The organism is Mesorhizobium sp. WSM4849 (genome assembly GCF_055811385.1).
In genome coordinates this window covers 91568-116945 of the sequence record NZ_JBVVPW010000009.1, presented here as the reverse complement: position 1 = coordinate 116945, position 25378 = coordinate 91568, and the positions used below count along the sequence as shown (strand labels likewise).

At 62.4% G+C, this 25378-nt stretch carries 25 protein-coding genes; 8 read left to right on the top strand and 17 right to left on the bottom strand.

Features of this window, described 5'->3' with window-relative positions; translation table 11 throughout:
- The first annotated feature begins 62 nt into the window (after window positions 1-62).
- The 4 genes from purL to AC0L3L_RS12120 all read left to right on the top strand — a co-directional run bounded on the left by purL (window position 63) and on the right by AC0L3L_RS12120 (window position 4814).
- The gene (gene purL / locus AC0L3L_RS12135) at window positions 63-2303 is read left to right on the top strand and encodes a phosphoribosylformylglycinamidine synthase subunit PurL (protein ID WP_473637719.1); all 2241 of its coding nucleotides are present in this window, start codon (window positions 63-65) and stop codon (window positions 2301-2303) included.
- 86 nt (window positions 2304-2389) lie between these two features.
- Window positions 2390-2623, top strand: coding sequence for a BolA/IbaG family iron-sulfur metabolism protein (locus tag AC0L3L_RS12130; protein ID WP_023674714.1), 234 nt, complete (start codon window positions 2390-2392; stop codon window positions 2621-2623).
- Between the two features lie 443 nt (window positions 2624-3066).
- On the top strand, window positions 3067-3402 hold the full coding sequence (gene grxD / locus AC0L3L_RS12125; protein ID WP_258117612.1) for a Grx4 family monothiol glutaredoxin: 336 nt from the start codon (window positions 3067-3069) through the stop codon (window positions 3400-3402).
- A gap of 170 nt (window positions 3403-3572) precedes the next feature.
- A complete protein-coding gene (locus tag AC0L3L_RS12120; protein ID WP_473637718.1) occupies window positions 3573-4814 on the top strand; it encodes a multidrug effflux MFS transporter in 1242 nt (413 codons plus the stop codon).
- A gap of 20 nt (window positions 4815-4834) precedes the next feature.
- Here the strand turns inward: AC0L3L_RS12120 and AC0L3L_RS12115 are convergent, their stop codons facing one another.
- From AC0L3L_RS12115 to AC0L3L_RS12075, 9 genes are all read right to left on the bottom strand, one after another.
- A complete protein-coding gene (locus AC0L3L_RS12115) occupies window positions 4835-5242 on the bottom strand; it encodes a hypothetical protein (RefSeq protein WP_473637717.1) in 408 nt (135 codons plus the stop codon).
- Window positions 5243-5328: 86 nt separating this feature from the next.
- Complete coding sequence (ppaT, locus tag AC0L3L_RS12110; protein WP_473637716.1) at window positions 5329-6504, bottom strand: pyridoxamine--pyruvate transaminase; 1176 nt, start codon at window positions 6502-6504, stop codon at window positions 5329-5331.
- Window positions 6505-6736: 232 nt separating this feature from the next.
- A complete protein-coding gene (locus tag AC0L3L_RS12105; protein ID WP_077371560.1) occupies window positions 6737-7564 on the bottom strand; it encodes an inositol monophosphatase family protein in 828 nt (275 codons plus the stop codon).
- Window positions 7554-8438 carry a tRNA 2-thiocytidine(32) synthetase TtcA gene (gene ttcA / locus AC0L3L_RS12100; protein WP_473528271.1) on the bottom strand — a complete coding sequence of 295 codons (885 nt, stop codon included), beginning with the start codon at window positions 8436-8438 and terminating at the stop codon, window positions 7554-7556. Before ttcA ends, AC0L3L_RS12105 begins: the two co-directional genes overlap by 11 nt.
- A gap of 137 nt (window positions 8439-8575) precedes the next feature.
- Entirely contained in the window at window positions 8576-9193 is a 618-nt protein-coding gene (gene rpsD / locus AC0L3L_RS12095) for a 30S ribosomal protein S4 (protein ID WP_029353615.1), read from the bottom strand.
- 537 nt (window positions 9194-9730) lie between these two features.
- The gene (locus tag AC0L3L_RS12090; RefSeq protein WP_095490797.1) at window positions 9731-9919 is read right to left on the bottom strand and encodes a DUF3008 family protein; all 189 of its coding nucleotides are present in this window, start codon (window positions 9917-9919) and stop codon (window positions 9731-9733) included.
- Window positions 9920-9981: 62 nt separating this feature from the next.
- Window positions 9982-10794: a glutamate racemase gene (murI, locus tag AC0L3L_RS12085; RefSeq protein WP_473637715.1), complete on the bottom strand. Its 813-nt coding sequence runs from the start codon at window positions 10792-10794 to the stop codon at window positions 9982-9984.
- A gap of 115 nt (window positions 10795-10909) precedes the next feature.
- The gene (locus AC0L3L_RS12080) at window positions 10910-11566 is read right to left on the bottom strand and encodes a hypothetical protein (protein ID WP_473637714.1); all 657 of its coding nucleotides are present in this window, start codon (window positions 11564-11566) and stop codon (window positions 10910-10912) included.
- A 71-nt stretch (window positions 11567-11637) separates the two neighbouring features.
- Complete coding sequence (locus AC0L3L_RS12075; protein WP_473637713.1) at window positions 11638-12483, bottom strand: RNA methyltransferase; 846 nt, start codon at window positions 12481-12483, stop codon at window positions 11638-11640.
- Window positions 12484-12700: 217 nt separating this feature from the next.
- Here AC0L3L_RS12075 and AC0L3L_RS12070 point away from each other — a divergent pair, with 217 nt between their 5' ends.
- Both AC0L3L_RS12070 and AC0L3L_RS12065 read left to right on the top strand, forming a co-directional pair.
- A complete protein-coding gene (locus tag AC0L3L_RS12070) occupies window positions 12701-13912 on the top strand; it encodes an NADP-dependent isocitrate dehydrogenase (RefSeq protein ID WP_473637712.1) in 1212 nt (403 codons plus the stop codon).
- A 110-nt stretch (window positions 13913-14022) separates the two neighbouring features.
- Complete coding sequence (locus tag AC0L3L_RS12065; RefSeq protein WP_473637711.1) at window positions 14023-14649, top strand: glutathione S-transferase family protein; 627 nt, start codon at window positions 14023-14025, stop codon at window positions 14647-14649.
- 47 nt (window positions 14650-14696) lie between these two features.
- On the opposite strand, the gene alaS is transcribed toward AC0L3L_RS12065, so the two are convergent.
- The gene (gene alaS / locus AC0L3L_RS12060) at window positions 14697-17363 is read right to left on the bottom strand and encodes an alanine--tRNA ligase (RefSeq protein WP_473637710.1); all 2667 of its coding nucleotides are present in this window, start codon (window positions 17361-17363) and stop codon (window positions 14697-14699) included.
- A gap of 249 nt (window positions 17364-17612) precedes the next feature.
- A complete protein-coding gene (gene recA / locus AC0L3L_RS12055) occupies window positions 17613-18710 on the bottom strand; it encodes a recombinase RecA (RefSeq protein ID WP_008875470.1) in 1098 nt (365 codons plus the stop codon).
- Window positions 18711-18984: 274 nt separating this feature from the next.
- On the opposite strand from recA, the gene AC0L3L_RS12050 reads away from it, so the two are divergent.
- Window positions 18985-19923, top strand: a complete 939-nt coding sequence (locus AC0L3L_RS12050; RefSeq protein ID WP_473637709.1) for a carbohydrate kinase family protein — start codon at window positions 18985-18987, stop codon at window positions 19921-19923.
- Window positions 19924-19942: 19 nt separating this feature from the next.
- Here the strand turns inward: AC0L3L_RS12050 and AC0L3L_RS12045 are convergent, their stop codons facing one another.
- The gene (locus AC0L3L_RS12045) at window positions 19943-20266 is read right to left on the bottom strand and encodes a TfoX/Sxy family protein (protein ID WP_473637708.1); all 324 of its coding nucleotides are present in this window, start codon (window positions 20264-20266) and stop codon (window positions 19943-19945) included.
- Between the two features lie 92 nt (window positions 20267-20358).
- Between AC0L3L_RS12045 and AC0L3L_RS12040 the strand changes: the two genes are divergently transcribed.
- Window positions 20359-20856: a GFA family protein gene (locus AC0L3L_RS12040; RefSeq protein ID WP_473637707.1), complete on the top strand. Its 498-nt coding sequence runs from the start codon at window positions 20359-20361 to the stop codon at window positions 20854-20856.
- A gap of 133 nt (window positions 20857-20989) precedes the next feature.
- Here AC0L3L_RS12040 and sufA read toward each other — a convergent pair whose 3' ends face one another.
- The 5 genes from sufA to sufC all read right to left on the bottom strand — a co-directional run bounded on the left by sufA (window position 20990) and on the right by sufC (window position 25356).
- Window positions 20990-21370: a Fe-S cluster assembly scaffold SufA gene (gene sufA, locus AC0L3L_RS12035; protein ID WP_006206001.1), complete on the bottom strand. Its 381-nt coding sequence runs from the start codon at window positions 21368-21370 to the stop codon at window positions 20990-20992.
- An 89-nt stretch (window positions 21371-21459) separates the two neighbouring features.
- Entirely contained in the window at window positions 21460-21852 is a 393-nt protein-coding gene (locus AC0L3L_RS12030; RefSeq protein WP_473637706.1) for an SUF system Fe-S cluster assembly protein, read from the bottom strand.
- Window positions 21853-21857: 5 nt separating this feature from the next.
- On the bottom strand, window positions 21858-23099 hold the full coding sequence (locus AC0L3L_RS12025; protein ID WP_473637817.1) for a cysteine desulfurase: 1242 nt from the start codon (window positions 23097-23099) through the stop codon (window positions 21858-21860).
- A 189-nt stretch (window positions 23100-23288) separates the two neighbouring features.
- A complete protein-coding gene (gene sufD / locus AC0L3L_RS12020; protein WP_473637705.1) occupies window positions 23289-24557 on the bottom strand; it encodes a Fe-S cluster assembly protein SufD in 1269 nt (422 codons plus the stop codon).
- A gap of 43 nt (window positions 24558-24600) precedes the next feature.
- Entirely contained in the window at window positions 24601-25356 is a 756-nt protein-coding gene (gene sufC / locus AC0L3L_RS12015; protein ID WP_473637704.1) for a Fe-S cluster assembly ATPase SufC, read from the bottom strand.
- Window positions 25357-25378 lie beyond the last annotated feature (22 nt).

Sequence of the window (25378 nt, the reverse complement as noted above, 5' to 3'; positions counted from 1 at the left end):
TGTATCGGCCTTCGCGCTTGCGATAAGAGGGGACTCGATCCCAAGGACATAAATTGCCGACCATGACCATTTCCAATTCCGTGCCGATCACTCCGGAACTCATTGCCGCGCACGGGCTGAAGCCCGACGAGTATCAGCGCATCCTCGACCTGGTCGGGCGAGAGCCGAGCTTTACCGAGCTCGGCATCTTCTCGGCGATGTGGAACGAGCACTGCTCCTACAAATCCTCGAAAAAGTGGCTGCGCACGCTGCCGACCACCGGGCCGCAGGTCATCCAGGGGCCGGGCGAGAATGCCGGCGTGGTCGATATCGGCGACGGCGACTGCGTCGTCTTCAAGATGGAAAGCCATAACCACCCCTCCTACATCGAGCCCTATCAGGGTGCGGCGACAGGCGTTGGCGGCATCCTGCGCGACGTCTTCACCATGGGCGCGCGGCCGATCGCAGCAATGAACGCGCTGCGCTTCGGTGCGCCGGATCATCCCAAGACCAGGCACCTCGTCGCCGGCGTCGTTGCCGGCGTTGGCGGCTACGGCAATTCCTTCGGCGTGCCGACGGTCGGCGGTGAGGTCAATTTCGACGCGCGCTATAATGGCAACATCCTGGTCAACGCCTTCGCGGCGGGGCTTGCCAAGACCGATGCCATCTTCCTGTCGGAAGCCAAGGGCGTCGGCTTGCCGGTCGTCTATCTCGGCGCCAAGACCGGCCGCGACGGTGTCGGCGGCGCCACCATGGCCTCGGCCGAGTTCGACGACAAGATCGACGAGAAGCGGCCCACCGTTCAGGTCGGCGATCCCTTCACCGAAAAATGCCTGCTCGAAGCCTGCCTCGAACTGATGGCGTCCGGCGCCGTCATCGCCATCCAGGACATGGGTGCCGCCGGTCTCACCTGCTCGGCGGTCGAGATGGGCGCCAAGGGCGACCTCGGCATCGAGCTCGACCTCGACAAGGTGCCGGTGCGCGAGGAGCGCATGAGCGCCTATGAGATGATGCTGTCGGAGAGCCAGGAGCGCATGCTGATGGTGCTGCGCCCCGAAAAGGAAAAGGAAGCCGAGGCGATCTTCCACAAATGGGGCCTCGACTTCGCCATTGTCGGCAAGACCACCGACGATCTGCGCTTTCGCGTGCTGCACCAGGGCGACGAGGTCGCCAACCTGCCGATCAAGGACCTTGGCGACCAGGCGCCGGAATATGACCGTCCCTGGGCCGAACCGAAGAAGCCGGTGCCCCTGGCTGCCAGCGATGCACCACAAGCCGACGTCGCCGAGGCGCTGCTGAAACTGCTCGGCGGACCCGACCTGTCATCGCGCCGCTGGGTATGGGAGCAGTACGACACGCTGATCCAGGGCAATTCGCTGCAGCTTCCGGGCGGCGATGCCGGCGTGGTGCGCGTCGAAGGTCATCCGACCAAAGCGCTCGCCTTCTCCTCCGACGTGACGCCGCGCTATTGCGAGGCCGACCCTTACGAGGGCGGCAAGCAGGCGGTGGCCGAGTGCTGGCGCAATCTTACCGCCACCGGCGCCCTGCCGCTCGCCGCCACCGACAATCTCAATTTCGGCAACCCGGAACGGCCCGAGATCATGGGCCAGCTGGTCGGCGCCGTGAAAGGCATTGGCGACGCTTGCCGTGCGCTCGGCTTCCCGATCGTCTCCGGCAATGTCTCGCTCTACAACGAAACCAACGGACGAGGCATTTTGCCGACGCCGACCATCGGCGGCGTCGGACTGATCGCCGACTGGTCGAAGATGGCGCGGATCGGCTTTGCCGCCGAGAGCCAGATGATCCTGCTTGTCGGCGCGCCGTCCATGTGGGGAACGCATCTCGCCCAGTCGGCCTACATGCGCGACATTCATGGCCGCACCGACGGCCCGCCGCCGCCGGTCGACCTCGACCATGAAAAGCGCGTCGGCGACCATGTACGCGCCCTGATCGCCTCAGGCGTCGTTACATCAGCGCATGACGTTTCCGATGGTGGCATTGCCGTCGCGCTGGCCGAGATGGCGATGGCGTCCGGCATCGGCGCGACCGTCCCCGGCCTGGTCGGGACCGATCCGATCCCGGTCTGGTTCGGCGAGGATCAGGGCCGCTATCTCTTGACGCTGTCGATCGATCCGCAGAGCGACGAATGGGATGCAATTCGCGAACAGCAAAGTGAGCTCGGCATCTTTGCGCCGTGGATCGGCTCGACCGGCGGCAATGACCTGAAACTCGGCGAGGCACGGGCGATCCCTGTCAGCGAATTGACCGCTGCCCATGAATCCTGGTTTCCTCGCTTCATGGCAAATGAGGTCGTGGACCCGTGATATGATCGAGTGGGGTCGTTTGGGTGTGGTTCATCCGCCATTTCGATCATATTTATAAGATCACGACCTGAACAAGGAATCCTCGCATGGCAATGGACGCGCACGACATCGAACGGCTGATCAAGGAAGGCATTCCGGACGCCAAGGTGACGATCCGCGACCTGGCCGGTGACGGCGACCATTATGCGGCCGAGGTGGTGGCCGAAAGCTTTCGCGGCAAAAGCCGCGTCCAGCAGCATCAGATGGTCTATGACGCGCTGAAGGGCAATATGGGCGGCGTGCTGCACGCGCTCGCTTTGCAGACCAGTGTGCCGGACTGAGCTTCGGCGTCCAACCCCTCGTTACTTTTTCGCGAGACGGCAATCATCGGCCCTGCCGGATATTTTTCGCCGACGATCGATCTCTCGCCATTCGACAGCGCCGAGACCACTCCGTCGAAGAAAAGCGCGTTGGGGCAATGCAGCGCATCACGGAACAGGCGAGCAAAGCTGCCGAGACTGACTTGCGAGCACCAGATCACGATTGCCGGAGCCACCAGATCAAGGCCAGCGTAACGAGCACAATACCAGTCAGGATTGCCGCGCCATCTCGCCTTTTATCGCTTCCTTGGGAAAATAGCTGGCCGATGCTCTTGGCCCAATATCAAGCCATCCTTTGCGCCATTTGCGTGACGATGCGGCAAACGTCTTGTTTCAGGCAACCTATGGGTTTATTTGAAAGGTATGTTTCGAGCCCGACTCCCGCGGGCATGAAAGGATTCTCTATGAGCGGTATCAACGACTACATCGACAGCGAAGTGAAGGGCAACGACGTCGTCCTTTTCATGAAGGGCACGCCCGGTTTCCCGCAATGCGGGTTTTCCGGCCAGGTCGTGCAGATCCTCGACTACATCGGGGCCGACTACAAGGGCGTCGACGTGCTGACCTCGGCCGAGCTACGGCAAGGTATCAAGGAATATTCCAACTGGCCGACGATCCCTCAACTCTACGTCAAGGGTGAATTCGTTGGCGGCTGCGACATCATCCGCGAGATGTTCCAGGCAGGCGAACTTCAGACGTTCCTCGTCGAAAAGGGCGTGGGCGTCAAAGGCGCCGCCTGAATTTTGTTTGCGCTTGATCCCCAGCGAAATCGATCCCGATTTCGGGGTCATGCGCTAAACGCCGGGCCAGCCCCCACCTCGGCAGACTGAGTACCTCCCCCGTATTGGGGCCTAAGACGAATGAATGCGCTGGTGCGCCGGCGCTTTTCGTTTGAAGATCGGACTTTGCCGTGGATCAGCATGCACAAGCGCCGGAGGCAAGCACCTTGCCTATTCCGCGCTGGGAATTCATCGCGCTTTGCGCTGCGTTGATGGCGCTCAACTCGCTGGCCATCGACATCATGCTGCCGGCGCTGCAGCAGATCGGCGCCTCGCTGGGCGTGGAAAATGAAAACCACCGTCAGTACGTGATTGCCGCCTATATTCTGGGCTTTGGCGGCGGGCAGCTCTTCTTCGGGCCGATCTCGGACCGCTTCGGACGCCGTGCTCCACTCGTCGTCGGATTGGTGATCTATGTCGCGGCGGCGGCTGCGGCGGCAATCGCTCCGTCATTCGCTATTCTTCTTCTGTGCAGGCTGGTGCAAGGCATCGGCGCCGCGGCCACACGCGTCATCGCCGTCTCAATCGTACGCGACACGTTCGACGGCCGACGCATGGCAGAAGTCATGTCGCTGATCTTCATGGTGTTCATGGCAATTCCGGTCGTTGCTCCCGGCATCGGCCAGTTCATCATGCTGTTCGCGACCTGGCACGTGATCTTCATCACCATGGCGGCCGGGGCCCTGATCGTGTCGGCGTGGGCGCTGCTGCGCTTGCCCGAAACGCTGCGTCCCGAATATCGCAGACCGCTGACGGCCGAATCCATCATCGGCGGCTTTCGCATCGTGCTGACCAATCGCATGGCACTTTGCTATGCCTTCGCCAGCACTTTTGCCTTCGGCGCGATGTTCGGCTTCATCAACTCGGCGCAGCAGATCTATGTCGGCGTCTTCGGCGTCGGCGAGATGTTCCCGGTGATTTTCGCAGGGATCGCCGGCGTGCTCGCCTTTTCGAACTATCTGAATTCGCGCCTTGTCGGCCGCATCGGCATGCGCCGCCTGTCGCAGAGCGCGCTGCTCTTGTTTCTGGCCATCAGCCTCGCCTGGCTGATCGTTTCCATCCAAATGAAGATGCCGCTCTGGCTTTTCATCACCTTCTTTGCCTGTGCGATGGTCCCGTTTGGCGCACTCGGCGCGAATTTCAACGCGCTCGCCATGGAGCCGCTCGGCCAGTTGGCCGGCACGGCATCGTCCATTCTGGGTTTCATGCAAACCTTCCTCGGTGGCCTGCTCGGCACGCTGATCGGCCAAGCCTTCAACGGCACGGTGACGCCCTTGGCCGCCGGATTCTGCAGCGTTTCGCTTGGCGCATTGGTGATGGTGCTGATCGCCGAGCGCGGCAAGTTCTTCCAGCCGCAGAACCCGCCGGTTTAATGCACATTGCCGGACGCGCTTTAGGATGCACCCCCACTCGCTGCTGTGAAGCGAGGGAACAGCGTACGCCCTGCGATCGCTCCACCCATGCTGTCCGAAACGGGCAGTGGCAGGGCCTTATCGAGAGCCTCGAGGACGGAAGCCACGAAGGCCCGGTTAAGGGTGTCATCATTCCCTAGACGGGAGAAGCTGGCGCGAGGCTTGCCGATAAGTGTTCCGTTTCGGCGAATTGAGAACTGCAGCGTCAGGGTCATGCCCGCGGTTCCGGGCGGCGGCTCCCAGCAGGCGACGATCGCGGACAACATCTCGTTTATGGTGTCGACGGGATCGGGACTGCGACATGCGCGTTCCTGCGATCTTGCCGCGTTCGGACCGGCAACCAAGGCAAGGGCAAGGACCAGTGCGACAATTGCGAACCGAGATTTCATCTCGGGTCTCCGGTTTCGCGCGGACAAATGTAATCGAATTTTCGACGAAAGCCTTCATCGAGTATCAGCGCGTCGCATGAATCCCTTCAGACATCAGCGTCGATAACGGCGAGCGCCGCGTCGATGCCTTTGCCGACCGTGAGTTCCTGGCCCAAAGCGTTCATCGCGCCGCCAAGTGCCGCCAGCGCCGCGATCGCATAGATCGGCTGGGCGGTCGGGCCCATATGGCCGATGCGTGTCAGCTTGCCCAATGTTTCGCCGCGGCCCGACGAGAACACCACGCCGTAGCGGGCGCGCGCGGCCTGCCGAAGCGCCTTCTCATCGATGCCTTCGGGCGTCCGGACGGCGGTCGTGATCGGCGATGCGATATTGTCGCTGGCGGCCCAGATCGAAAGACCCATGGCGACGACGCCGGCGCGCATGGCCTTGGCGGTGAGCGCGTGGCGCGCCCACACCGCCGCCGGGCCCTCGTTGAGATAGAGGTCGAGCGCGACGTCGAGCCCGTTCATCTCCGCCACGGACGGCGTGAATGGAAACGGCTTGTCCTTCGACCAAGCATGCTCCCAGTCGACGATGCTGAGCATCGACGCGCGTGGCGCCAGTGGATTTGCCTTCATCTTGGCCCAGGCGCGCTCGCTGACGCCCATCATCGTCAGGCCGGGAGGTGCGCCGAGGCATTTGTTCGGGCCGGTGACATAGATGTCGGCCTTGCAGTCCTCAGGATGCGTTTTCATGCCGCCGAAGGACGAAACGGCGTCGACGATCAGATAGGCGCCATGCGAAACCAGCGCGCCGATGGCGTCGATCGGGTTGATGGTGCCCGACGGCGTGTCGTGGTGGCAGACGGAAACGATGGTGATTTCCGGATGCGCTTCCAGCATTGCCGCAACCGCCTGCGGGTCGATCGCTTCATTATAGGGCACCTCGATTTCGAGCAGATGCGGCGAATAGCGCTTCGCCCAATAGCCAAATCCCTTGCCATAGACTCCCGAGACAAGGTTGAGCACGACGTCGTCGGGCGTGATAAGCGAGGCTGCGGCGGCCTCCAGGCCAAGGACCGGCTCGCCATGGAGAATGACCGGCTTGTTCGACAGCCGCATTGCCTTCTGCGCCTTGTCGACCACCGCCTCGTAAAAGAGCTGGAACGCCGGGTCGTAGTCGTAGAGCACGGTGCGGCCGAGGCCGCGTAGCACGTCGGCATAGCCGTTCACCGGCCCGGCGGTGAGCGTGATGACCGGTTCGGCGTGTTCGAAATAGCGCATGGTCTTTGTCTCCGCATTGGCGGCGGTCAGCCGTAGAATTGCGTGCCGGTCCGATAGGTTTGAAGTTATCCATGTCGTGCGAATACATCAGCTCGGCGCCGGCGAGCTTCTTCACCTTGCGCATCGAATTGAAGGCCGCCTAGCACGACGTTTCAAGGCTCTTCTGCGTGTAGGCCGCGTCGATGGTGAACATGATCGGCTTGCGTTTGGGACCGGATCTATCCCGCACGGCCTATTCCGCCCAGAGTTCCCGGCGCAGTTCGCGCCAGCTTGCTTCGTCCGGTGCGACAAGAAGGCCACCGCCGACATGCGAAGGCCGATAGGTGCTGCCGTCGAAACGCGCCGCGTAACCACCTGCCTCGGCATGGATCAGCACACCAGCCAGATGATCCCACGGCATCAGCTTGTTGTAGACGACAAAGTGGGCGTGGCCGCTCGCCAGCAGGCGGTATTCGTGTGCCGCGCAGCGATAGCCGAATTGCGACAAGGACTTCGTCTGGTTGCGCGCCAGTCGTGACCGTTCCGGCTCGGGCATATATTGCCAGGAAACCGCGCCGGTCATTTGCGAGATCGGCGCAGGCTCGGCGACATGCACCTTCTCCAAAGTGCCATGCGCATGCCGTATGTGGCTGCCAGCACCCCTGGCGCCGATCAGCCAGTCCTTGCCGATGGGATCGTGAATGATGCCGGCGACGGTCTCGCCCTTCACCACGACGCCCAGCATGACGCCGAACAGCGGCACGCCTGAGGCGAAATTGAAAGTGCCGTCGACGGGATCGATAACGAAGGCGAGATCGGCTTCGCCGAGGCCCTGGAGCAGCGCCGGGTCGTCGGAACAGGCTTCCTCGCCGACGATCATCGCCTGGGGGTAGCGCTCACGCAGCCTGACGGTGATGAGCCGCTCGGCACTCACATCGGCCTCCGTCACCAGATCGGCTGCCGAGGTCTTCTGGCGGATGTCGCCCTCATCCAGCCGGCGAAAGCGCGGCATGATCTCGGCAATGGCGGCGTCGGATAGAAGCTTGGCGAGCCAGTCGATCGCGGTATCGTCAAATGTCATTGGGGATGTCTTGCCGTGTCAGGGTTTCATTGAGTGCGGCGAAATCGAAGAGTTTGCGATCGAGCAGATGCGAGGGCCGCACGTTGGTCATGGCGTGGATCATCGTGTCCTTGCGGCCGGGCATGCGCTTTTCCAAGTCGTCGAGCATCGCCTTCATCGCATTGCGCTGCAGGCCGTCCTGGCTGCCGCACAGATCGCACGGGATGATCGGGAACTTCATGGCGCCGGCGAATTTTTCGAGATCGGCCTCGGCGCAATAGGCGAGCGGCCGTAGCACCATGACGTCGCCGTCGTCGTTGAGCAGTTTTGGCGGCATGGCGGCGAGGCGCCCGCCATGGAACAGGTTCATGAAAAAGGTTTCGAGAATGTCTTCGCGGTGGTGGCCGAGCACCAATGCCGAGCAGCCCTCCTCCCGTGCGATGCGGTAGAGATGGCCGCGCCTGAGCCGCGAGCACAGCGAACAGTAGGTGCTGCCCTCGGGAAGCTTGTCGGTCACCACCGAATAGGTGTCCTGATATTCGATGCGGTGCGCAATGGCGTATGCGTTGAGATAATCGGGCAGAATGTGTTTCGGAAAGTTCGGCTGGCCCTGGTCGAGATTGCAGGCCAACAGGTCGACCGGCAGCAGCCCGCGCCATTTGAGGTCGAGCAGCACAGCGAGCAGGCCGTAGGAATCCTTGCCGCCAGACAAGGCGACCAGCCAGCGATCGCCGGGCCTGACCATCGAAAAATCGTCGATCGCCTGACGGGCGTGACGCAGCAGCCGCTTGCGCAGCTTGTTGAATTCGACGGAGGACGGCACATCGGCAAACAGCGGATGAAAGCCGCCTGCGGCATCAGCGATCGGTTCGATTGTTTCTGGCAGCATGTTCATGGCGCGGCGGCCCCAAAAGTCCTTGTTGCTGCCCGGAGTAGCGCATCGGCCCGAAAATCGAAATCGATTTTCAGAACCCCAAAGAAAAGGCCGCCTCGAGGGCGGCCTTCGATGATGTCGCAGATGAAGAAAATCGATCAGCGCGAATAGAATTCCACGACCAGGTTCGGTTCCATCTGCACGGCGAAGGGAACATCTGACAGGCCGGGGATGCGCCCGAAGGTCGCGGTCATCTTGTTATGATCGACCTCGATGTAATCAGGCACGTCGCGCTCGGCCAAGCCTACCGATTCCAGGACGATCACCAGCTGCTTCGACTTTTCGCGCACTTCGATGACGTCGCCCGGCTTGCAGCGGTATGAGCCGATGTTGACGCGCTTGCCGTTGACATTGATGTGGCCGTGATTGACGAACTGGCGAGCGGCAAAAATGGTCGGCACGAACTTGGCGCGGTAGACGACCGCGTCGAGACGCGATTCGAGCAGGCCGATCAGGTTCTCCGAGGTGTCGCCCTTGCGGCGGTCCGCCTCTTCATAGACCTTGCGGAACTGCTTTTCCGAAACGTCGCCGTAGTGACCCTTCAGCTTCTGCTTGGCACGCAGCTGCAGGCCGAAATCGGAAAGCTTGCCCTTGCGGCGCTGGCCGTGCTGGCCGGGACCGTATTCGCGCTTGTTGACCGGGGATTTCGGGCGGCCCCAGATGTTTTCGCCGAGACGGCGGTCGATCTTGTATTTCGCGGATTCGCGCTTGCTCATCGCATTCCCTTTCAAAACAACAGACCCGGAACCTCATGGTCCGGGTGAAGGAAACGCGCCCTCCTCTGGCCCCCGTTTTCGAGACCTGACAGGGTTTTCCCACGCAACGCGGCGGAAGACCCACGGGACACGTCATTCTAGACAAGACTCCGGAAAGAATAGAGCGGCTTTCCAAACGCCTTGCGCACATAAAAAGAAACCACCGGACGCTGAGGCCCGGTGTTGGTGGGCTGATTAGACGGAGATTTAACTGGTGTCAAGCTTGCAGCGGCTGGCGTTGGTGATGGCAGGCGGTCCTCGACGTTGAATGCAGTGCTCGATGGCATTTGCGCCGGAGCCGGCGCAGGCTAGGCATTGGCGCGGACACAAACATCACAAGTTATGCCGCATCGTGGTCATCGCAAGGTCATCCGCTACAAGGTACGGCGCGGCCACCGGGCCTGGTAGCACCGGCTTTGTGTTTGACCGCTGGTTGGTCAAACGTGGACCCGGAAACGACCGCCCATTGGGGGTGCGCCCAGTCGGACACGCGGCGGGCTAGTGTTTCGATTTCTTCTCGGGCAGGCCCTTACGCTTGGTCTCGGCGAATTCCTCGAGCTGCTTTTCGCTCATGGATTTGTACATTCCCTTCGAAGGGCCTTTGAGTTCGCTCTTTTTGGTTTCGCCACGCTTGGCGGACAATGCCGCGCCGGCGGCTTTCTGCTGGGCCTTTGATGTGGCTGGCATGATCGTTTCTCCCGTCTTGCAATGAGGGAAAAACGCACCGGTCCGGGTGATGTTCCCAGATATCAGGAAATCGCCAGCCCAAACCCCTGCATCAGGCGGCGAGTCGGGAAATCAACCCTCTTTGAGGTGAAGACGGCAAGATCGGCGCCTTCCGGCAACGCCTCGCCGCCATTCCTGGCCTCGGTGTCCGCGAGCAGCGAGAGCGCCCGTCGCGCGATCGCCTCGGCAGGATCGAGCCAATCGACCGGCCAAGGTGCCGTCTTGCGCATGCGGTTGGCCAGAAAAGGGTAATGGGTGCAGGCAAGCACGACGATGTCGGTCCGCAGCTCATCATGTGCGACGAAGCATGGCGCGATTTCGGCACGCACGGCCTCTTCATCGACGAAGCCCTCACGCATATAGACCTCGGCCAGTCCCGCCAGATTGTCGCTGCCAACGAGCCGGACATGGCATTTCTGCGCCCATTTGCCGATCAGGTCGCGCGTATACTGGCGCTTGACGGTGCCGGGCGTCGCCAGCACCGAAACCAGCCCGGAGCGCGTGCGTTCCGCCGCCGGCTTGATCGCCGGCACCGTGCCGACGAAAGGATGGCCGGGAAATCTTTCGCGCAACGCATCGATGACCAGCGTCGAGGCGGTATTGCAGGCGATGACCGAAATGGCCGGCGAAAAACGGTCGAGCAGCTTGCCGAACAGTTCCAGTATATGCGCCCTCAGTGCCGGCTCCTCCCAAGCGCCATAGGGGAAAGCCGCGTCGTCGGCGACATAGACGAATCGGCGGTCGGGCATCAGCACGCGCGCTTCGCGCAGCACCGTCAGGCCGCCGATGCCGGAATCGAACATCAGGATCGGGCGGGCGTTTGAGAGATCGGTCATTGTCATTCAGGAAAGGGAGCTGGGGAGAGAAGGCTGGCCTAGGCTTAGGCCAATGATGCGTTTTACCTGGCACGGTTCTATCTGCAACCATCATGGCCTTGATGCGGCGAGATGATCACACAAGGCCCCGCTTGCCGAAGCCGCCGGACCGCGGCCGGCTGTTTGGCAGAGACGCAGGTTGAGATGCAGGATGGTTCGACGGCGCCGGTGCGGCGCGCATGGCGTACGCCGGAGCCTGGGCCGTCACGCCGGCGGCCGACTCTGAATGGGGCGCCCGGCCGCCGCGCAACGGCCTGGGAGGGTCGAGATCATCGAAACTTAGGGAAGACGCCATATCCGCAAAGCTGTCCCCCGCCGGCTTGGCCGCCAAGATGACCGCCCAGAGCCCGACGAGAGCGAGTCCCAGCAGGTTAAGGCCGGAATGCGAATCTTCGCCGTCGAATTTCACGACAAGAACAGTGCCGGCCTGCAGAATCGCAAACAGGGCCGAGAACACAATGTACGACCAAAGGATCCATTTGGGTCCTTGCGCGTCGCGGCTTCGACGCCGGGCGAAATTCGCGCGGAACAGCACGATCACCAGCGAAGCGACGAGAACGGCCGCGGCCAGCCCTTCCCTGGAAGGACCAGGTTTCGAATTGGCCAATCCCTCGATGCCGATGGTCGATACGATGCAAAGCACAAATGTCACAATTTCCGCAACCAGCAGGGCCGCGGAATAGAAGAAAAAGCGAAGACGACCGATATTTGAGTTAAACATCCGAGGATCCACCCTTCGCCGGACGATGGATCATATCGAATAAAATTCAGTTACTGGTGAAGCAGCCGTTCTCACGATCGGTTCTATTCTTTGTCTGTCACCTTGCGGGCGCGTGCCGCCGCTGCCGGAAGCCGTCTTGGATCATCGCCCGGCGATCCGTCGCCGCGCGGCATGGCCGGCGAGAACCTGTCCAGCGATGATATTATGCCGCGCAGCACCTTGAGCTCCGGCTCGGCGAAGCCGGCGCGCGTCAGCACCGCCCGCAGATTGTCGACCAACTTCGGCTTCTTCGGCGCCGGGCGGAAATAGCCGCGCGCTTCGAGCGCGCCTTCCAGGTACGCGAACAGGCCGTGCAATTGTTCCTTGGTCGCCGGCATCATGTCGGGGCTGGAAAAATTGGTTTTCGTCTCATCTTCCAAGCCCGACTTCATCCATTCATAAGACATCAGCAGGGCCGCCTGGGCGATGTTGAGCGAAGAGAAGGCGGGATCGACCGGGAAGGTGACGATCTCGTCGGCCAGGCCGACCTCGTCATTGTAGAGCCCGAACCGCTCGCGGCCGAACAGGATGCCGGTGCGCTGTCCGGATCGCTGGCGCGCTCTCAGCGCCCTGCCCGCCTCGACCGGTCCGCGCACCGGCTTGAAATTATCGCGCGCGCGCGCCGTGGTGGCGAAGACGAAATTCAGGTCGGCGACCGCCGAGGCCAGATCGTCGAATACTCTAGCGGCATCGATGACATGGTCGGCGCGGCTCGCGGCGGCGCGCGCCTTGTCGCTCGGCCAGCCGTCGCGCGGATTGACGAGGCGCAGTTCGGCAAGGCCGAAGTTCGCCATGGCGCGCGCGACCATGCCGATATTCTCGCCGAGCTGCGGCTCGACCAGGATGATCGCCGGGCCTGCGGCAGGAGGGATGTCGTTGCTGGCTTGCATGGGTGTCAATGAACTGCTGTTTGCGGCATTTCAGCGTCCCCTGCCATATCCGGCCGCGAAAATGAAGCTTTGGTAAGGAACGCCCGATGCCAGGGGCGAGCCCGCTGGCGCGGATCGCCGTTTGCGCGGCCAAAAATGCTTTGATATACGGGCGCATCCCCGGCCAAAGCCATGCGGGCAAGGCCGTTACGATCCCCAACAATGAGGCATTCTTTCCATGGCGAAGATCAAGGTGGCGAACCCGGTCGTCGAACTCGACGGCGACGAGATGACCCGCATCATCTGGCAGTTCATCAAGGACAAGCTGATCCACCCCTATCTCGACCTCGAACTTGAATACTACGACCTCGGCGTCGAGCACCGCGACGCCACCAACGATCAGGTGACCATCGATTCGGCCAACGCCATCAAGAAACATGGCGTCGGCGTGAAATGCGCGACGATCACGCCCGACGAGCAGCGCGTCGAAGAATTCAAGCTGAAGAAGATGTGGAAGTCGCCGAACGGCACCATCCGCAACATCCTCGGCGGCACCATCTTTCGCGAGCCGATCATCATGAAGAACGTGCCGCGGCTGGTGCCCGGCTGGACCAAGCCGATCATCGTCGGCCGTCATGCCTTCGGCGACCAGTACCGCGCCACCGACTTCCGCTTTCCCGGCAAGGGCAAGCTGACGATCAAGTTCGTCGGCGAGGACGGCACGGTGATCGAGCATGATGTGTTCGATGCGCCGGCCGCCGGCGTCGCCATGGCCATGTACAATCTCGACGAGTCGATCCGTGAGTTCGCCCGCGCCTCGCTGAATTACGGCCTGCTGCGCAATTATCCGGTCTACCTCTCGACCAAGAACACCATCCTCAAGGCCTATGACGGCCGCTTCAAGGACATTTTCCAGGAAGTCTACGAGGCTGAGTTCGAAGCCGAATTCAAGGCGAAAAAGATCTGGTACGAGCACCGGCTGATCGACGACATGGTCGCCTCCAGCCTGAAATGGTCGGGCGGCTATGTCTGGGCCTGCAAGAATTATGATGGCGACGTGCAGTCGGACACGGTGGCGCAAGGTTTTGGGTCGCTCGGCCTGATGACCTCGGTGCTGATGACGCCGGACGGCAAGACGGTGGAGGCGGAGGCCGCGCACGGCACCGTCACCCGCCACTATCGCCAGCATCAGAAGGGCGAGGAAACCTCGACCAATTCGATCGCCTCGATCTTCGCCTGGACCCGGGGCCTCACCCATCGCGCCAAGCTCGACGACAATGCCGAGCTGAAGCGCTTTGCCGAGACGCTGGAAAAAGTTTGCATTCAGACCGTCGAGGCCGGCTTCATGACCAAGGATCTGTCGCTGCTGATCGGTCCCGACCAGCCATGGCTTTCGACCACCGGCTTCCTCGACAAGATCGACGAAAATCTGCAGAAGGCGATGGCCTGACGCATGACCCTGAAAATCGGAATCATTTTCGGACAAGATCATGCGCAAAATCAAAGTGCTACAGCGTCCTTTGCGCGTCTGAAAAGACGCGCGGCGCAGTAGTGAGCGTCATGGCCAAACCCGTCGTCTACGGGGCGGACTACAGCGTCTACGTGCGAATCGTCCGCCTCGTGCTCGAGGAAAAAGGCATCGACTACGAACTTGTGCCGGTCGACATCTTTGCGGCGGGTGGCATTCCGGGCTGGTATTTCGACCATCACCCGTTCGGCCGCATCCCTGCCTTCGAGCACGACGGGTTCCGCCTCTACGAGACCAGCGCGATTGCCTGCTATGTCGACGAGGCTTTCGACGGACCGGCGTTGCAGCCAGTCGAAGCCCGACCTCGCGCAACCATGAACCAGATCATCGGCATGCTCGACGCCTATGCCTATCGGGCCATGGTCTGGGATGTCGCCGTCGAGCGGCTGGAGAAGACGGCGCCCGACGAGGCTTTGATCGCCAATGGGCTTCGGCAGGCGAGAACGACACTACAGGCACTCTCATCGCTGAAGGCCGAGGGGCCATGGCTGTTGGGAGCGGAACTGACGCTCGCCGACCTGCATGCAGCACCCATCATCGGCTATTTCGTCAAGGTCACTGAGGGGCAAAAGCTGCTGGCCGAATTTCCAGATATTCGGGACTGGTTCACGCGCATCGCCGGGCGGGAGAGCTTTGCGAAGACCGAAAAGGCCGAATGAACCGCTGCGCGAGGTAGGCAACTTTGGCCAGCCTTCCCTGCGACCGATCAGGCCGCCTCCAGTGCTGCCTTCACCGCAGCGATCGCATTCTCGGCTTTCGAGGCATCCGGGCCGCCGGCCTGGGCCATGTCAGGCCGACCGCCGCCGCCCTGCCCACCCAATGCCGCGGACGCCACGCGGACCAGATCGACCGCGCTGAAGCGGCCAGTCAGGTCGTCGGTGACGCCGACCACGACGCTCGCCTTGTTGTCCTCGCCGGCGCCAACGAAGACGACGACGCCGGAGCCGAGCGACTTCTTGCCGGCATCGGCCAACGGCTTCAAGTCCTTTGGCGAGACGCCCGATACCGCCTTGCCGAGAAAACCGACACCGGCAATGGTCTCATTTTCGGCCGGCGCACCGGCTGGCGAGCGGTCGCCCAGCGCCAGCTTCTTGCGCGCCTCGGTCAATTCCTTCTCCAGCTTCTTGCGCTCGTCGAGCAGCGCCTCGACGCGGGCCGGCACGTCGGCCGGCGAAATCTTGAGCGTGGCAGCGACCGCCTTCAGCCGCTTGTCCTGCTCGTCAAGATGCTTTCTGGCCGCCTCGCCGGTCAGCGCCTCGATGCGGCGTACGCCGGCGGCGACAGCGCCTTCCGAGACCAGCCGGACCAGGCCGATATCGCCGGTGGCGCCGACATGGGTGCCGCCGCACAGTTCGACCGAATAGGGCTTGCCGGCCTTGTCGCCGGTGACCCCGGTGCCCATCGAAACGACGCGGACCTCGTCGCCATATTTCTCGCCGAACAGCGCCATGGCGCCCTCGGCGATCGCGTCGTCGACGCTCATCAGCCGCGTCGTCACCGGGCTGTTCTGCATGACGATCTCGTTGGCCATCGCCTCGACGCGTTCCAGTTCCTCGGCCGAGATCGGCTTCGGATGGGAAAAGTCGAAGCGCAGCCGTTCCGGCGCGACCAGTGAGCCCTTTTGCGCGACATGGGTGCCGAGCACCTCGCGCAGCGCCTCGTGGACAAGGTGGGTCGCCGAATGGTTGGAGCGCAGCCGCGTGCGCCTGATATGGTCGACCTTTACCTCGACCGCTTCATCCGTCTTGACGGCGCCATTGGTAACCTTGCCAAAATGCACGAACAGGCCGTCGCCCTTCTTCTGCGTGTCGGTCACCTCGATGACAAAACCTTCGCCCGAAATCACGCCGGTGTCGCCCATCTGGCCGCCGGACTCGCCATAGAACGGCGTCTGGTTGACGACGACGCCGACAGTTTCGCCGGCAACGGCGCTCTCCACCGCAACGCCATTCCTGACCAGCGCCTGAACGATGCCTTCCGCTTGCTCGGTGTCGTAGCCCAGAAACTCGGTCGCGCCCGCCTTCTCGCGCACCGCGAACCAGACGGTCTCGGTGGCCGCGTCGCCAGAGCCGGCCCAGCTCTTGCGCGCCTCGGCCTTCTGCCGCTCCATCGCAGCATTGAAGCCGTCGAGATCGACCGAAACGCCGCGCGGGCGCAGGGCGTCCTGGGTGAGATCGAGCGGGAAGCCGTAGGTGTCGTAGAGCTTGAACGCCGTCTCGCCGTCGAGCCGGTCGCCGCTGCCCAGCGTCTCGGTTGCATCGGCAAGCAGGCCGAGGCCGCGCGCCAGCGTCTTGCGGAAGCGCGTTTCCTCGAGCTTCAGCGTCTCAGTGATCAGCGGCTGGCCGCGCACCAGTTCGGGATAGGCCTGGCCCATCTCGCGCACCAGCGCCGGCACCAGCCGCCACATCAACGGATCACCGGCGCCCAAAAGCTGCGCATGACGCATGGCGCGGCGCATGATGCGACGCAGTACGTAGCCGCGGCCCTCGTTCGACGGCAGCACCCCGTCAGCGATGAGGAAGCTCGAGGCGCGCAGATGATCGGCAATGACGCGGTGGCTCGCCCGGTTCTTGCCTTCCGCCTTGACGCCGGTCGCCTCTTCCGAGGCTCGGATCAGCGCCTTGAACAGGTCGATGTCGTAATTGTCGTGCTCGCCCTGCAGGACGGCGGCGATGCGCTCCAAACCCATGCCGGTATCGATCGACGGGCGCGGCAGTTCGATCCGCTCCGCCTTCGTCACCTGCTCGAACTGCATGAAGACGAGGTTCCAGATCTCGATGAAACGGTCGCCGTCCTCATCCGGGCTGCCGGGCGGGCCGCCCGGAATGTCGGCGCCATGGTCGTAGAAGATTTCCGAGCACGGACCGCAGGGACCGGTATCGCCCATCGCCCAGAAATTGTCGCTGGTGGCGATGCGGATGATCCTGTCCTCCGGCAGCCCGGCGATCTTCTTCCAGAAGCCCGCGGCCGCGTCGTCGGTATGGTAGACGGTCACCAGAAGCCTATCCTTGGCGATGCCGAACTCGCGGGTGATCAGGTTCCAGGCGAGCTCGATGGCGCGCTCCTTGAAATAATCGCCGAAGGAGAAATTGCCGAGCATCTCGAAGAAGGTGTGGTGACGGGCAGTGTAGCCGACATTGTCGAGATCGTTGTGCTTGCCGCCGGCGCGCACGCATTTCTGCGAGGTCGTGGCGCGCGAATAGGGACGGGTTTCAAACCCGGTGAAGACGTTCTTGAACTGCACCATGCCGGCGTTGGTGAACATCAGCGTTGGGTCGTTGCGCGGCACCAGGGGGCTCGACGCCACGACCTCGTGACCTTCTTTGCGGAAATAGTCGAGAAATGCCGACCTGATCTCGTTGACGCCACTCATGAATACTGCCTTTTCGAGAGAACCGCCGATTGCCGGCGGAAAACAGACATGGCCTTTTAGCGGTCGCACCGCACCCTGTCCAGAAACACGGAATTGCTCCAAATCGTAGCCTTGGCCGGCTGTTCTGAATGGCCAGAGCCACCGCCAAAAACGCAAACCGCCGGCCCAAGGCCGGCGGCATGAACACATCGATACACAATTCGGGATACGTGAACTCAAACGGATATTCTGGCTGGCACAGCCTGCATCCTACATCGCGCCCGCTTCGTCCTCGAAACCGTCGTCTCCGCCTTCGGAACCACCATTCTCGAGGAATTTCTCGGCGATAAGTCCGGCATTCTGCCTCAGTGCCAGCTCGATTTCGCGCGCCGTGTCGGGATTGTCGCGCAGGAACAGTTTTGCATTCTCGCGGCCCTGGCCGAGACGCTGCGAATTGTAGGAGAACCAGGCGCCCGACTTCTCGACCACGCCGGCCTTGACGCCGAGGTCGACCAACTCGCCGGTCTTGGAGACGCCCTCGCCATACATGATGTCGAATTCGACCACCTTGAAGGGCGGTGCCAGCTTGTTCTTGACCACCTTGACGCGGGTCTGGTTGCCGACGACCTCGTCGCGGTCCTTGACCGAGCCGATACGGCGAATGTCGAGGCGCACCGAAGCATAGAATTTCAGCGCGTTGCCGCCGGTCGTGGTCTCGGGCGAACCGAACATGACACCGATCTTCATGCGGATCTGGTTGATGAAGATGACCATGGTGTTGGAGCGCGAGATCGAGGCGGTCAGCTTGCGCAGCGCCTGGCTCATCAGGCGGGCCTGCAGGCCCGGCAGCGAATCGCCCATTTCGCCCTCGATTTCGGCGCGCGGCGTCAGCGCCGCGACCGAATCGACCACCAGCACGTCGATGGCGCCGGAACGCACCAGCGTGTCGCAGATCTCCAGCGCCTGCTCGCCAGTGTCGGGCTGCGAAATCAGCAGGTTTTCGAGATCGACGCCGAGCTTGCGGGCATAGACCGGGTCGAGCGCATGCTCAGCATCGACGAAGGCGCAGATGCCGCCCTTCTTCTGGGCCTCCGCCACCGTGTGCAGCGCCAGCGTCGTCTTGCCCGAGCTTTCCGGCCCGTAGATCTCGACGATGCGGCCGCGCGGCAGGCCGCCGACGCCAAGCGCGATGTCGAGGCCAAGCGAACCGGTCGGCACCGTTTCGATCTCGACGACCTGCTCGTTTGCGCCGAGCCGCATGATCGAGCCCTTGCCGAAGGCACGCTCGATTTGCGACAGCGCCGCATCCAGAGCCTTTGATTTGTCCACTGCTTTGTCCTCTACAAGCCGCAAAGAATTCTGAGCCATGATACATCACCCCTTGGTCGTCAATGAAGGCCGGACAATCCGTAATCCTTATTAATTTGTACCTTTTTTGTTCTCATCTGGCAAGGGGAGACAAGCGATTGAACAACAAAGGATATCTGTATTTGTTCTTTTTTTGTTTCGTGTTTTCACCCCAAGATGGTTCCCGCTTCCTCCGTGGGATCGTGCTGGCATCTCCCGAATCGCGCCTCCGGTTGCCCGGTTCCGCCGGACGACCTAGTCTCCGCCCGGCAACAGCAAAGGTCATCTCGCCGGCATGATGAAGTCGCCGACAATCCTGGCCGTAGGCGGCGCCTATATAGATCGGCGCGGCCAGGTTTCGGGCACTTTCGTGCCGGCGGCGTCGAATCCCGGCACGATGCGCGAGGCTGTCGGCGGTGCCGTCTTCAATGCGCTGCGCAGCGCCGTGCGCCGCGGCGTCTCCGGTTCGCTGCTTTCGGTGCGCGGCGGTGATGTTCTGGCCGATACGGTCTCGCGCGCCATCACTGCGGCCGGCATTGCCGACCTGTCCGTGGTGTTCCTCGATCGCACGACGCCGAGCAACACGGTGCTGATTGACGGCGACGGCGCACTGATCGTCGGCCTTGCCGACATGGCGCTCTACGACCTGGCGCTTCCCAAGCAGATCCGCCGTGCCAAGGTGCGCGAGGCGATCAGCACCGCCGATGCGGTCCTGTGCGACGCCAACCTGCCGTCGACGGCACTGGAGCGGCTGGTGGCGCTTGCCGCCGGCAAGCCGGTCTTCGGCCTCGCCGTCTCACCAGACAAGGCGGTGCGGCTCGCGCCGGTGCTTGGCAGCCTGGCGATGGTCTTCATGGACCGGCGCGAGGCCATTGCACTCGCCGATATCGGTATCGACACGGCGGAGCGAGATATCATCGACTGCCTGAGGCGCGCGGGCCTCAAAGGCAGCGTGGTGACGGCGGATGACGGTCCGGTGCTGGGTTTCGACGAAGCCGGCGCATTCTCGATCCTGCCGCCGAAAAAAGTCGCGGACGGCGGCGCCGATGCGCTGGCGGGCGCAACGGTCGCCGCCCTGCTGCGCGGCCTGACGCTGCGCGCGGCGCTGCGCGACGGCGTTGCCGCGGCAATGCTCGCGATCGAAAGTGCCGGGCTTGTGCCGGTCTTAACGGCGGCAGACTTTGCCGACGCGCTGGCCCTTGTGCCCGAGCCGCAGAAAATTGGCATGAGCTGATGACCAGTGGAGAGGCAGCCTATTTGCCGGCACGCAGCCCCGCTTCATAGGCCCGGCGTGCCCAGACCGCCATCTCATCCGGATCGTCGAACGCGCTGTCGGGAAGGCTCCAGTACGGCATCGACACCAGCTTGCCGTGCCGCGACCCCGTATAGGTCCATTGCCGACAGCCGGCCGCCTCGAATTCGGGCGCGCTTTCCGCGTCGGCCTTCAGCATCAATTCGCCACGCACCACGATGGCGACGATAACGCCGTCAAAATAGATGCCCTTGCCACCGAACATCTTGCGAATGCTGACCGGGCCGAGGCCTTCGAAAAGTTCGGCAATGCGTTCATTGTCCATGCCGCGATCATGTCATCCGGATTTCCCCTTGTCATCGCCGCAACCGGCACCATCCTGACAAGTTGAAAGCCAACTTCGTCGGAGTTTTTTTCATGCCGCTTCTGCTCAAAGGGTCCTGCCGGTGCAATGCTGTCCGCTTCGAGGTGGAAAGCCACACGCCGGTGCCGTTCATGCTCTGCTACTGCTCGATCTGCCGCAAGCAGCAGGGCGGCGGTGGCTTTGCCATCAATCTCGGCGCCGATTACGAGACGCTCAAAATCAAGGGCAAGCGCAATCTCGGCATCTATCAGGCCGAGATCGAGGACGACGAGCATCCGCAATGCGAGATCTCGTCAGGCGAGCGGAATTTCTGCAGGAAATGCGGATCGGCACTGTGGCTCTACGATCCGACCTGGCCGGAGCTGGTCCATCCCTTCGCCTCGGCGATCGACACAGACCTGCCGAAACCACCTGAAAAGGTGCACCTCATGCTGAAATACAAGGCGAACTGGGTCGTGCCCGAAATCGGCAAGCGCGACAAGGTGTTCGATGTCTATCCCGAGGAATCGATCGCAGACTGGCACAAGCGGACGGGAATGTGGGTGGATTAGGTCCTTCTCCCCGTTTACGGGGAGAAGATGCCGGCAGGCAGATGAGGGGCGGCGCAAACATCACCGAGGCCGGCTCTGCCCCTCATCCGGCCCTTCGGGCCACCTTCTCCCCGTAAACAGGGAGAAGGGAAGATCAGGCCGAAGCGCGCGCCTCGGCCAGCGCCTTCAGATCGGCCGGCTTCAGTTCGACCGATTCGCCGCAGCCGCAGGCCGAGCTCTGGTTCGGGTTGCGGAAGGTGAAGCCGGTGCGCAGCGTCGTCTGCTCGAAATCCATCTCGGTGCCGAACAGGAAAAGCGCTGCCTCAGGTGCGACATAGACATGAGCGCCGTCGCGCTCGATATGATCGTCCTTGGTGTTGGGCTCGGTCACCAGGTCGACCGTATATTCCATGCCGGCGCAGCCGCCCTTCTTGATGCCAAGGCGAATGCCGTGCGCATTCTCACGAGTCGCGACGATCTCGCGTACCCGGTCGGCAGCCTTTTCGGTCATCGTGATGACGGCGAAGCGTCCCATTTTTTTCTCCATTACGTGCAGGTTCAAGGCCTGCCGAATGATTCCTCACCTAAAATGGTGAAATTCTCTGCCTGGCGCAAGTGCGCCCATTAATACCAGCCAACCGCCACCTGAGCCTCTTCCGACATGCGGTCGGGCGACCAGGGCGGATCGAACGTCATGTTGACCTCGACGCCGGACACGCCTTCGACGGCGCCGACGGCGTTTTCCACCCAGCCGGGCATTTCGCCGGCCACCGGGCAGCCGGGCGCGGTCAGCGTCATGTCGATCTTGACCGAGCGGTCGTCCTCGATGTCGATCTTGTAAATTAGGCCAAGCTCGTAGATGTCGGCCGGGATTTCCGGATCGTAGACCGTCTTCAGCGCCGAGACGATGTCGTCGGTCAGCCGCGCCAGCTCGTCGGCGGGAATGGCCGAGGCGGAAACCAGACTGCGGACAGTCGTTTCCGAAGTGGTCTCAGCGGTGCGGCCTGCATCATCCATGATCGTCATCCGAAGAACTTTCGCGCTTTTTCGAGCGCATCGGCCAAAGCGTCGACTTCGGCCCTGGTATTATACATGCCGAACGATGCCCTGCATGTGGAGGTTACGCCGAAGCGTTTCAACAGCGGCTGCGCGCAGTGCGTGCCGGCGCGGACGGCGACGCCTTGCCTATCGATCACCATCGACACGTCGTGGGCATGAATGCCCTGCAATTCGAAGGAGATGATGGCGCCCTTATCCGGCGCATCGCCGAAGATGCGCAGCGAATTGATGGCCCTCAGCCGCTGATGGGCATAGTTCTTCAGATCGGCTTCGTGCGCGGCAATCCGCTCGCGGCCGATCTTTTCCATGTATTCGAGCGCAGCACCCAGCCCGATCGCCTGGACGATCGGCGGCGTGCCGGCCTCGAAGCGGTGCGGCGGATCATTGTAGGTGACGAAGTCTTGCGTCACCTCCTCGATCATCTCGCCGCCGCCCATGAACGGGCGCATGCGCTCCAGCATGTCCTTCTTGCCATAGAGCACTCCGATGCCCGAGGGCCCGTAGACCTTGTGGCCGGTGAAGACGAAGAAATCGCAGTCGAGGTCCTGCACGTCGATCGGCATATGCACGGCGCTCTGGCTTCCGTCGACCAGCACCGGAATGCCGCGCGCGTGCGCAATACGCACGATCTCCTTGATCGGCGTCACCGTGCCCAGCGCATTCGACATGTGCGTGATGGCGACCAGTTTTGTGCGGTCGGTCAGCCGTTTCTCGAACTCCTCGATGTGGAAGATGCCGAGATCGTCGACCGGCACCCAGACCAGTTTCGCGCCCTGCCGCTCGCGGATGAAATGCCACGGCACGATGTTGGAATGGTGCTCCATGATCGACAGGACTATTTCATCGCCCTCGCCGATATTGGGCATGCCGAAGCCATAGGCGACGGTGTTGATCGCCGCGGTGGTGTTCGAGGTGAAGACGATGTTGTCGGTATCAGGCGCGTTCAGAAATCTTTGCACAATCTTGCGCGCGTTCTCAAAGGCGTCGGTCGCGGCATTCGACAGGAAATGCAGCCCGCGATGGACGTTGGCGTATTCCTGGGAGTAAGCGTGCTGGACGGCGTCAAGCACGGCCTGCGGCTTCTGCGCCGAGGCGCCATTGTCGAGATAGACCAGCGGTTTGCCGTAGACTTCCCGCGACAGGATCGGAAAGTCGCGGCGGATCGCCTCGACGTCGTAGGGGATGTTTTCGACTTTCTGGTCCATCATAAGCTCTCTCGAGGCATCGCCTCATTCCGTCCAACACCCCTCATCCGACCGAGCTTCGCTCGGCCACCTTCTCCCACAAGGGGAGAAGGTTAGCGCCACACCTTCTTCCCCCTTGTGGGAGAAGGTGGATTGGCGCGCAGCGCCAAGACGGATGAGGGGTGCTGGCCGGAGCCAGGCCTCATCCAATTACCCGTGCGCCGCGAACCAGCCGTCGAGCCTCGTTTCCAGCGCCCCGACGATCGCCTCGTCGTCCAGTTCCTCGATCACCTCGGCGACGAACGCCTTGACCAACAGCCCGCGCGCGGTCTTCTCGTCGACGCCGCGGGCCATCAGGTAGAACAGATGGCTGTGGTCGATCTCGGTGACGGTCGCGCCATGGCCGCAGACGACGTCGTCGGCGAAGATTTCGAGCTCAGGCTTGGTCGAGAACTCGCCGTCATCGGACAGAAGCAGCGTGTTGCAGGCCATCTTGGCGTTGGTCTTCTGCGCATATTGGTGGACGTTGATGCGCCCCTGGAAGACGCCGCGCGCTCTTCCGGTCACCACGTTGCGGATCACCTCCGTTGAAGCCGTGTGCGGCACGGTATGGTCAAGCACCATGGTCACGTCCGTATGCGTGTCGCCGGCAAGCAGGTTGATGCCGCGCAGCGTGAAGTCGGCGCCTTCGCCGGTGGTCTTCACCACGACCTCCTGGCGCACCAGCTTGCCGCCGGCGTTCATGACGAACAGCGTCAGCTTCGCATCCTTGCCGAGATGCGCCTTGAATTGGGCAAGATGCGTCGCCGTATCCGGCTGCTCCTGCACGATGAGCCACGTCACGTCGGCGCCCTCCTCAAGCAGAAGCTGGCTGACCGAGCTGACGAGTGCGGCGCCCTCGCCCGCCTGGCGCTCGACGATAACGACCTTGGCGCCGGCGCCGACGCGGACGGCCAGGCGAACATGCGTCTGGCCGCCGGCCTGCAGGTTCTGCAATTCGATCGGCTTGTCCAGTTCGGTGCCGTCGGCGATGTCGACGAAATAGCCGTCGGCCACGAAAGCCGTGTTCAGCGCGCCGATGGCATCGTCGGCGCCATAGGCATCGAGCCCAGGTGCTGCGCTGCCGTCGGTCAGTTTGTCCGACAGGCGCTGCACGGCTATGCCTTCGATATCAGGCAGTTTCACGCTCGACACGCCGTTCAGCACCGGCAGAACAGCGGACCCTTCGACAACAGGCGCAATGGCTCTCGCGACAGCTGCGGGATCGAAATCCGGCACCGAAGTCAGCAGGCGGCGCAGGTCGGTGTAGTGCCAGGATTCGATGCGCCGCGTCGGCAGGCCGCTCTTGATCGCCTCGATGGCGTCGTCGCGCTTCAGCATCACCGTGCCGTCGCCGGGCAGCAGCGACAGCCGGTCGCTAAAGGCGTCGATCAGCGCCGTTTCGGCCGGCGTCCGCTGGGGTGTCGTGTGTATATTCATCAGTTTCGCCTTGCTTGGCTTGCCTTCTGGGCCTTCTGGCATCTCACGCGGCTTGGCCGATCACGCCGGCATAGCCATTGGCCTCGAGGTCGAGCGCCAGCGACTTGTCGCCCGACTTGACCACCTGGCCTCTGTACAGCACGTGCACACTGTCCGGCACGATGTACTGGAGCAGGCGCTGGTAGTGGGTGATGATGACGATGGCACGGTCCGGCGCGCGCAACGCATTGACGCCTTCCGAGACGATCTTCAGCGCATCGATGTCGAGGCCGGAATCAGTCTCGTCGAGCACGCACAGTTTTGGCTCCAGAAGCTTCATCTGCAGGATCTCGGCGCGCTTCTTCTCGCCGCCGGAGAAGCCGACATTGAGCGGCCGTTTCAGCATCGCCATGTCCATGTCGAGCAAGGCGGCGGCGTCCTTCACGCGCTTCAGGAATTCGGGGATCTTCAGCGGCTCCTCGCCGCGCGCCTTGCGCTGCTCGTTCATCGCCACTTTCAGGAATTCCATCGTCGCCACACCCGGTATCTCCATCGGATACTGAAAGGCGAGAAAGATGCCTGATGTGGCGCGCTCGGCCGGATCCATTTCGAGGATCGACTGGCCGTTGTAGAGAATATCGCCTTCGGTCACCTCATAATCCTCGCGGCCAGCGAGGATGTAGGACAGCGTCGATTTTCCCGAGCCGTTGGGGCCCATGATGGCGGCGACCTCGCCGGCTCTGACCGTCAGGTCCAGGCCGCGGATGATTTCGGTGCCGTCATCGACGATGCGGGCATGCAGGTTTTTGATTTCAAGCATTTTTCGTTCCAATATCAAGATC

Coding starts and splice junctions, on each gene's coding strand:
- purL (WP_473637719.1), top strand. CDS start 63: ATGACCATTTCCAATTCCGTGCCGATCACTCCGGAACTCATTGCCGCG.
- AC0L3L_RS12130 (WP_023674714.1), top strand. CDS start 2,390: ATGGCAATGGACGCGCACGACATCGAACGGCTGATCAAGGAAGGCATT.
- grxD (WP_258117612.1), top strand. CDS start 3,067: ATGAGCGGTATCAACGACTACATCGACAGCGAAGTGAAGGGCAACGAC.
- AC0L3L_RS12115 (WP_473637717.1), bottom strand. CDS start 5,242: ATGAAATCTCGGTTCGCAATTGTCGCACTGGTCCTTGCCCTTGCCTTG.
- ppaT (WP_473637716.1), bottom strand. CDS start 6,504: ATGCGCTATTTCGAACACGCCGAACCGGTCATCACGCTCACCGCCGGG.
- AC0L3L_RS12105 (WP_077371560.1), bottom strand. CDS start 7,564: ATGACATTTGACGATACCGCGATCGACTGGCTCGCCAAGCTTCTATCC.
- ttcA (WP_473528271.1), bottom strand. CDS start 8,438: ATGAACATGCTGCCAGAAACAATCGAACCGATCGCTGATGCCGCAGGC.
- rpsD (WP_029353615.1), bottom strand. CDS start 9,193: ATGAGCAAGCGCGAATCCGCGAAATACAAGATCGACCGCCGTCTCGGC.
- AC0L3L_RS12090 (WP_095490797.1), bottom strand. CDS start 9,919: ATGCCAGCCACATCAAAGGCCCAGCAGAAAGCCGCCGGCGCGGCATTG.
- murI (WP_473637715.1), bottom strand. CDS start 10,794: ATGACCGATCTCTCAAACGCCCGCCCGATCCTGATGTTCGATTCCGGC.
- AC0L3L_RS12075 (WP_473637713.1), bottom strand. CDS start 12,483: ATGCAAGCCAGCAACGACATCCCTCCTGCCGCAGGCCCGGCGATCATC.
- AC0L3L_RS12070 (WP_473637712.1), top strand. CDS start 12,701: ATGGCGAAGATCAAGGTGGCGAACCCGGTCGTCGAACTCGACGGCGAC.
- AC0L3L_RS12065 (WP_473637711.1), top strand. CDS start 14,023: ATGGCCAAACCCGTCGTCTACGGGGCGGACTACAGCGTCTACGTGCGA.
- alaS (WP_473637710.1), bottom strand. CDS start 17,363: ATGAGTGGCGTCAACGAGATCAGGTCGGCATTTCTCGACTATTTCCGC.
- recA (WP_008875470.1), bottom strand. CDS start 18,710: ATGGCTCAGAATTCTTTGCGGCTTGTAGAGGACAAAGCAGTGGACAAA.
- AC0L3L_RS12050 (WP_473637709.1), top strand. CDS start 18,985: ATGATGAAGTCGCCGACAATCCTGGCCGTAGGCGGCGCCTATATAGAT.
- AC0L3L_RS12045 (WP_473637708.1), bottom strand. CDS start 20,266: ATGGACAATGAACGCATTGCCGAACTTTTCGAAGGCCTCGGCCCGGTC.
- AC0L3L_RS12040 (WP_473637707.1), top strand. CDS start 20,359: ATGCCGCTTCTGCTCAAAGGGTCCTGCCGGTGCAATGCTGTCCGCTTC.
- sufA (WP_006206001.1), bottom strand. CDS start 21,370: ATGGGACGCTTCGCCGTCATCACGATGACCGAAAAGGCTGCCGACCGG.
- AC0L3L_RS12030 (WP_473637706.1), bottom strand. CDS start 21,852: ATGGATGATGCAGGCCGCACCGCTGAGACCACTTCGGAAACGACTGTC.
- AC0L3L_RS12025 (WP_473637817.1), bottom strand. CDS start 23,099: ATGGACCAGAAAGTCGAAAACATCCCCTACGACGTCGAGGCGATCCGC.
- sufD (WP_473637705.1), bottom strand. CDS start 24,557: ATGAATATACACACGACACCCCAGCGGACGCCGGCCGAAACGGCGCTG.
- sufC (WP_473637704.1), bottom strand. CDS start 25,356: ATGCTTGAAATCAAAAACCTGCATGCCCGCATCGTCGATGACGGCACC.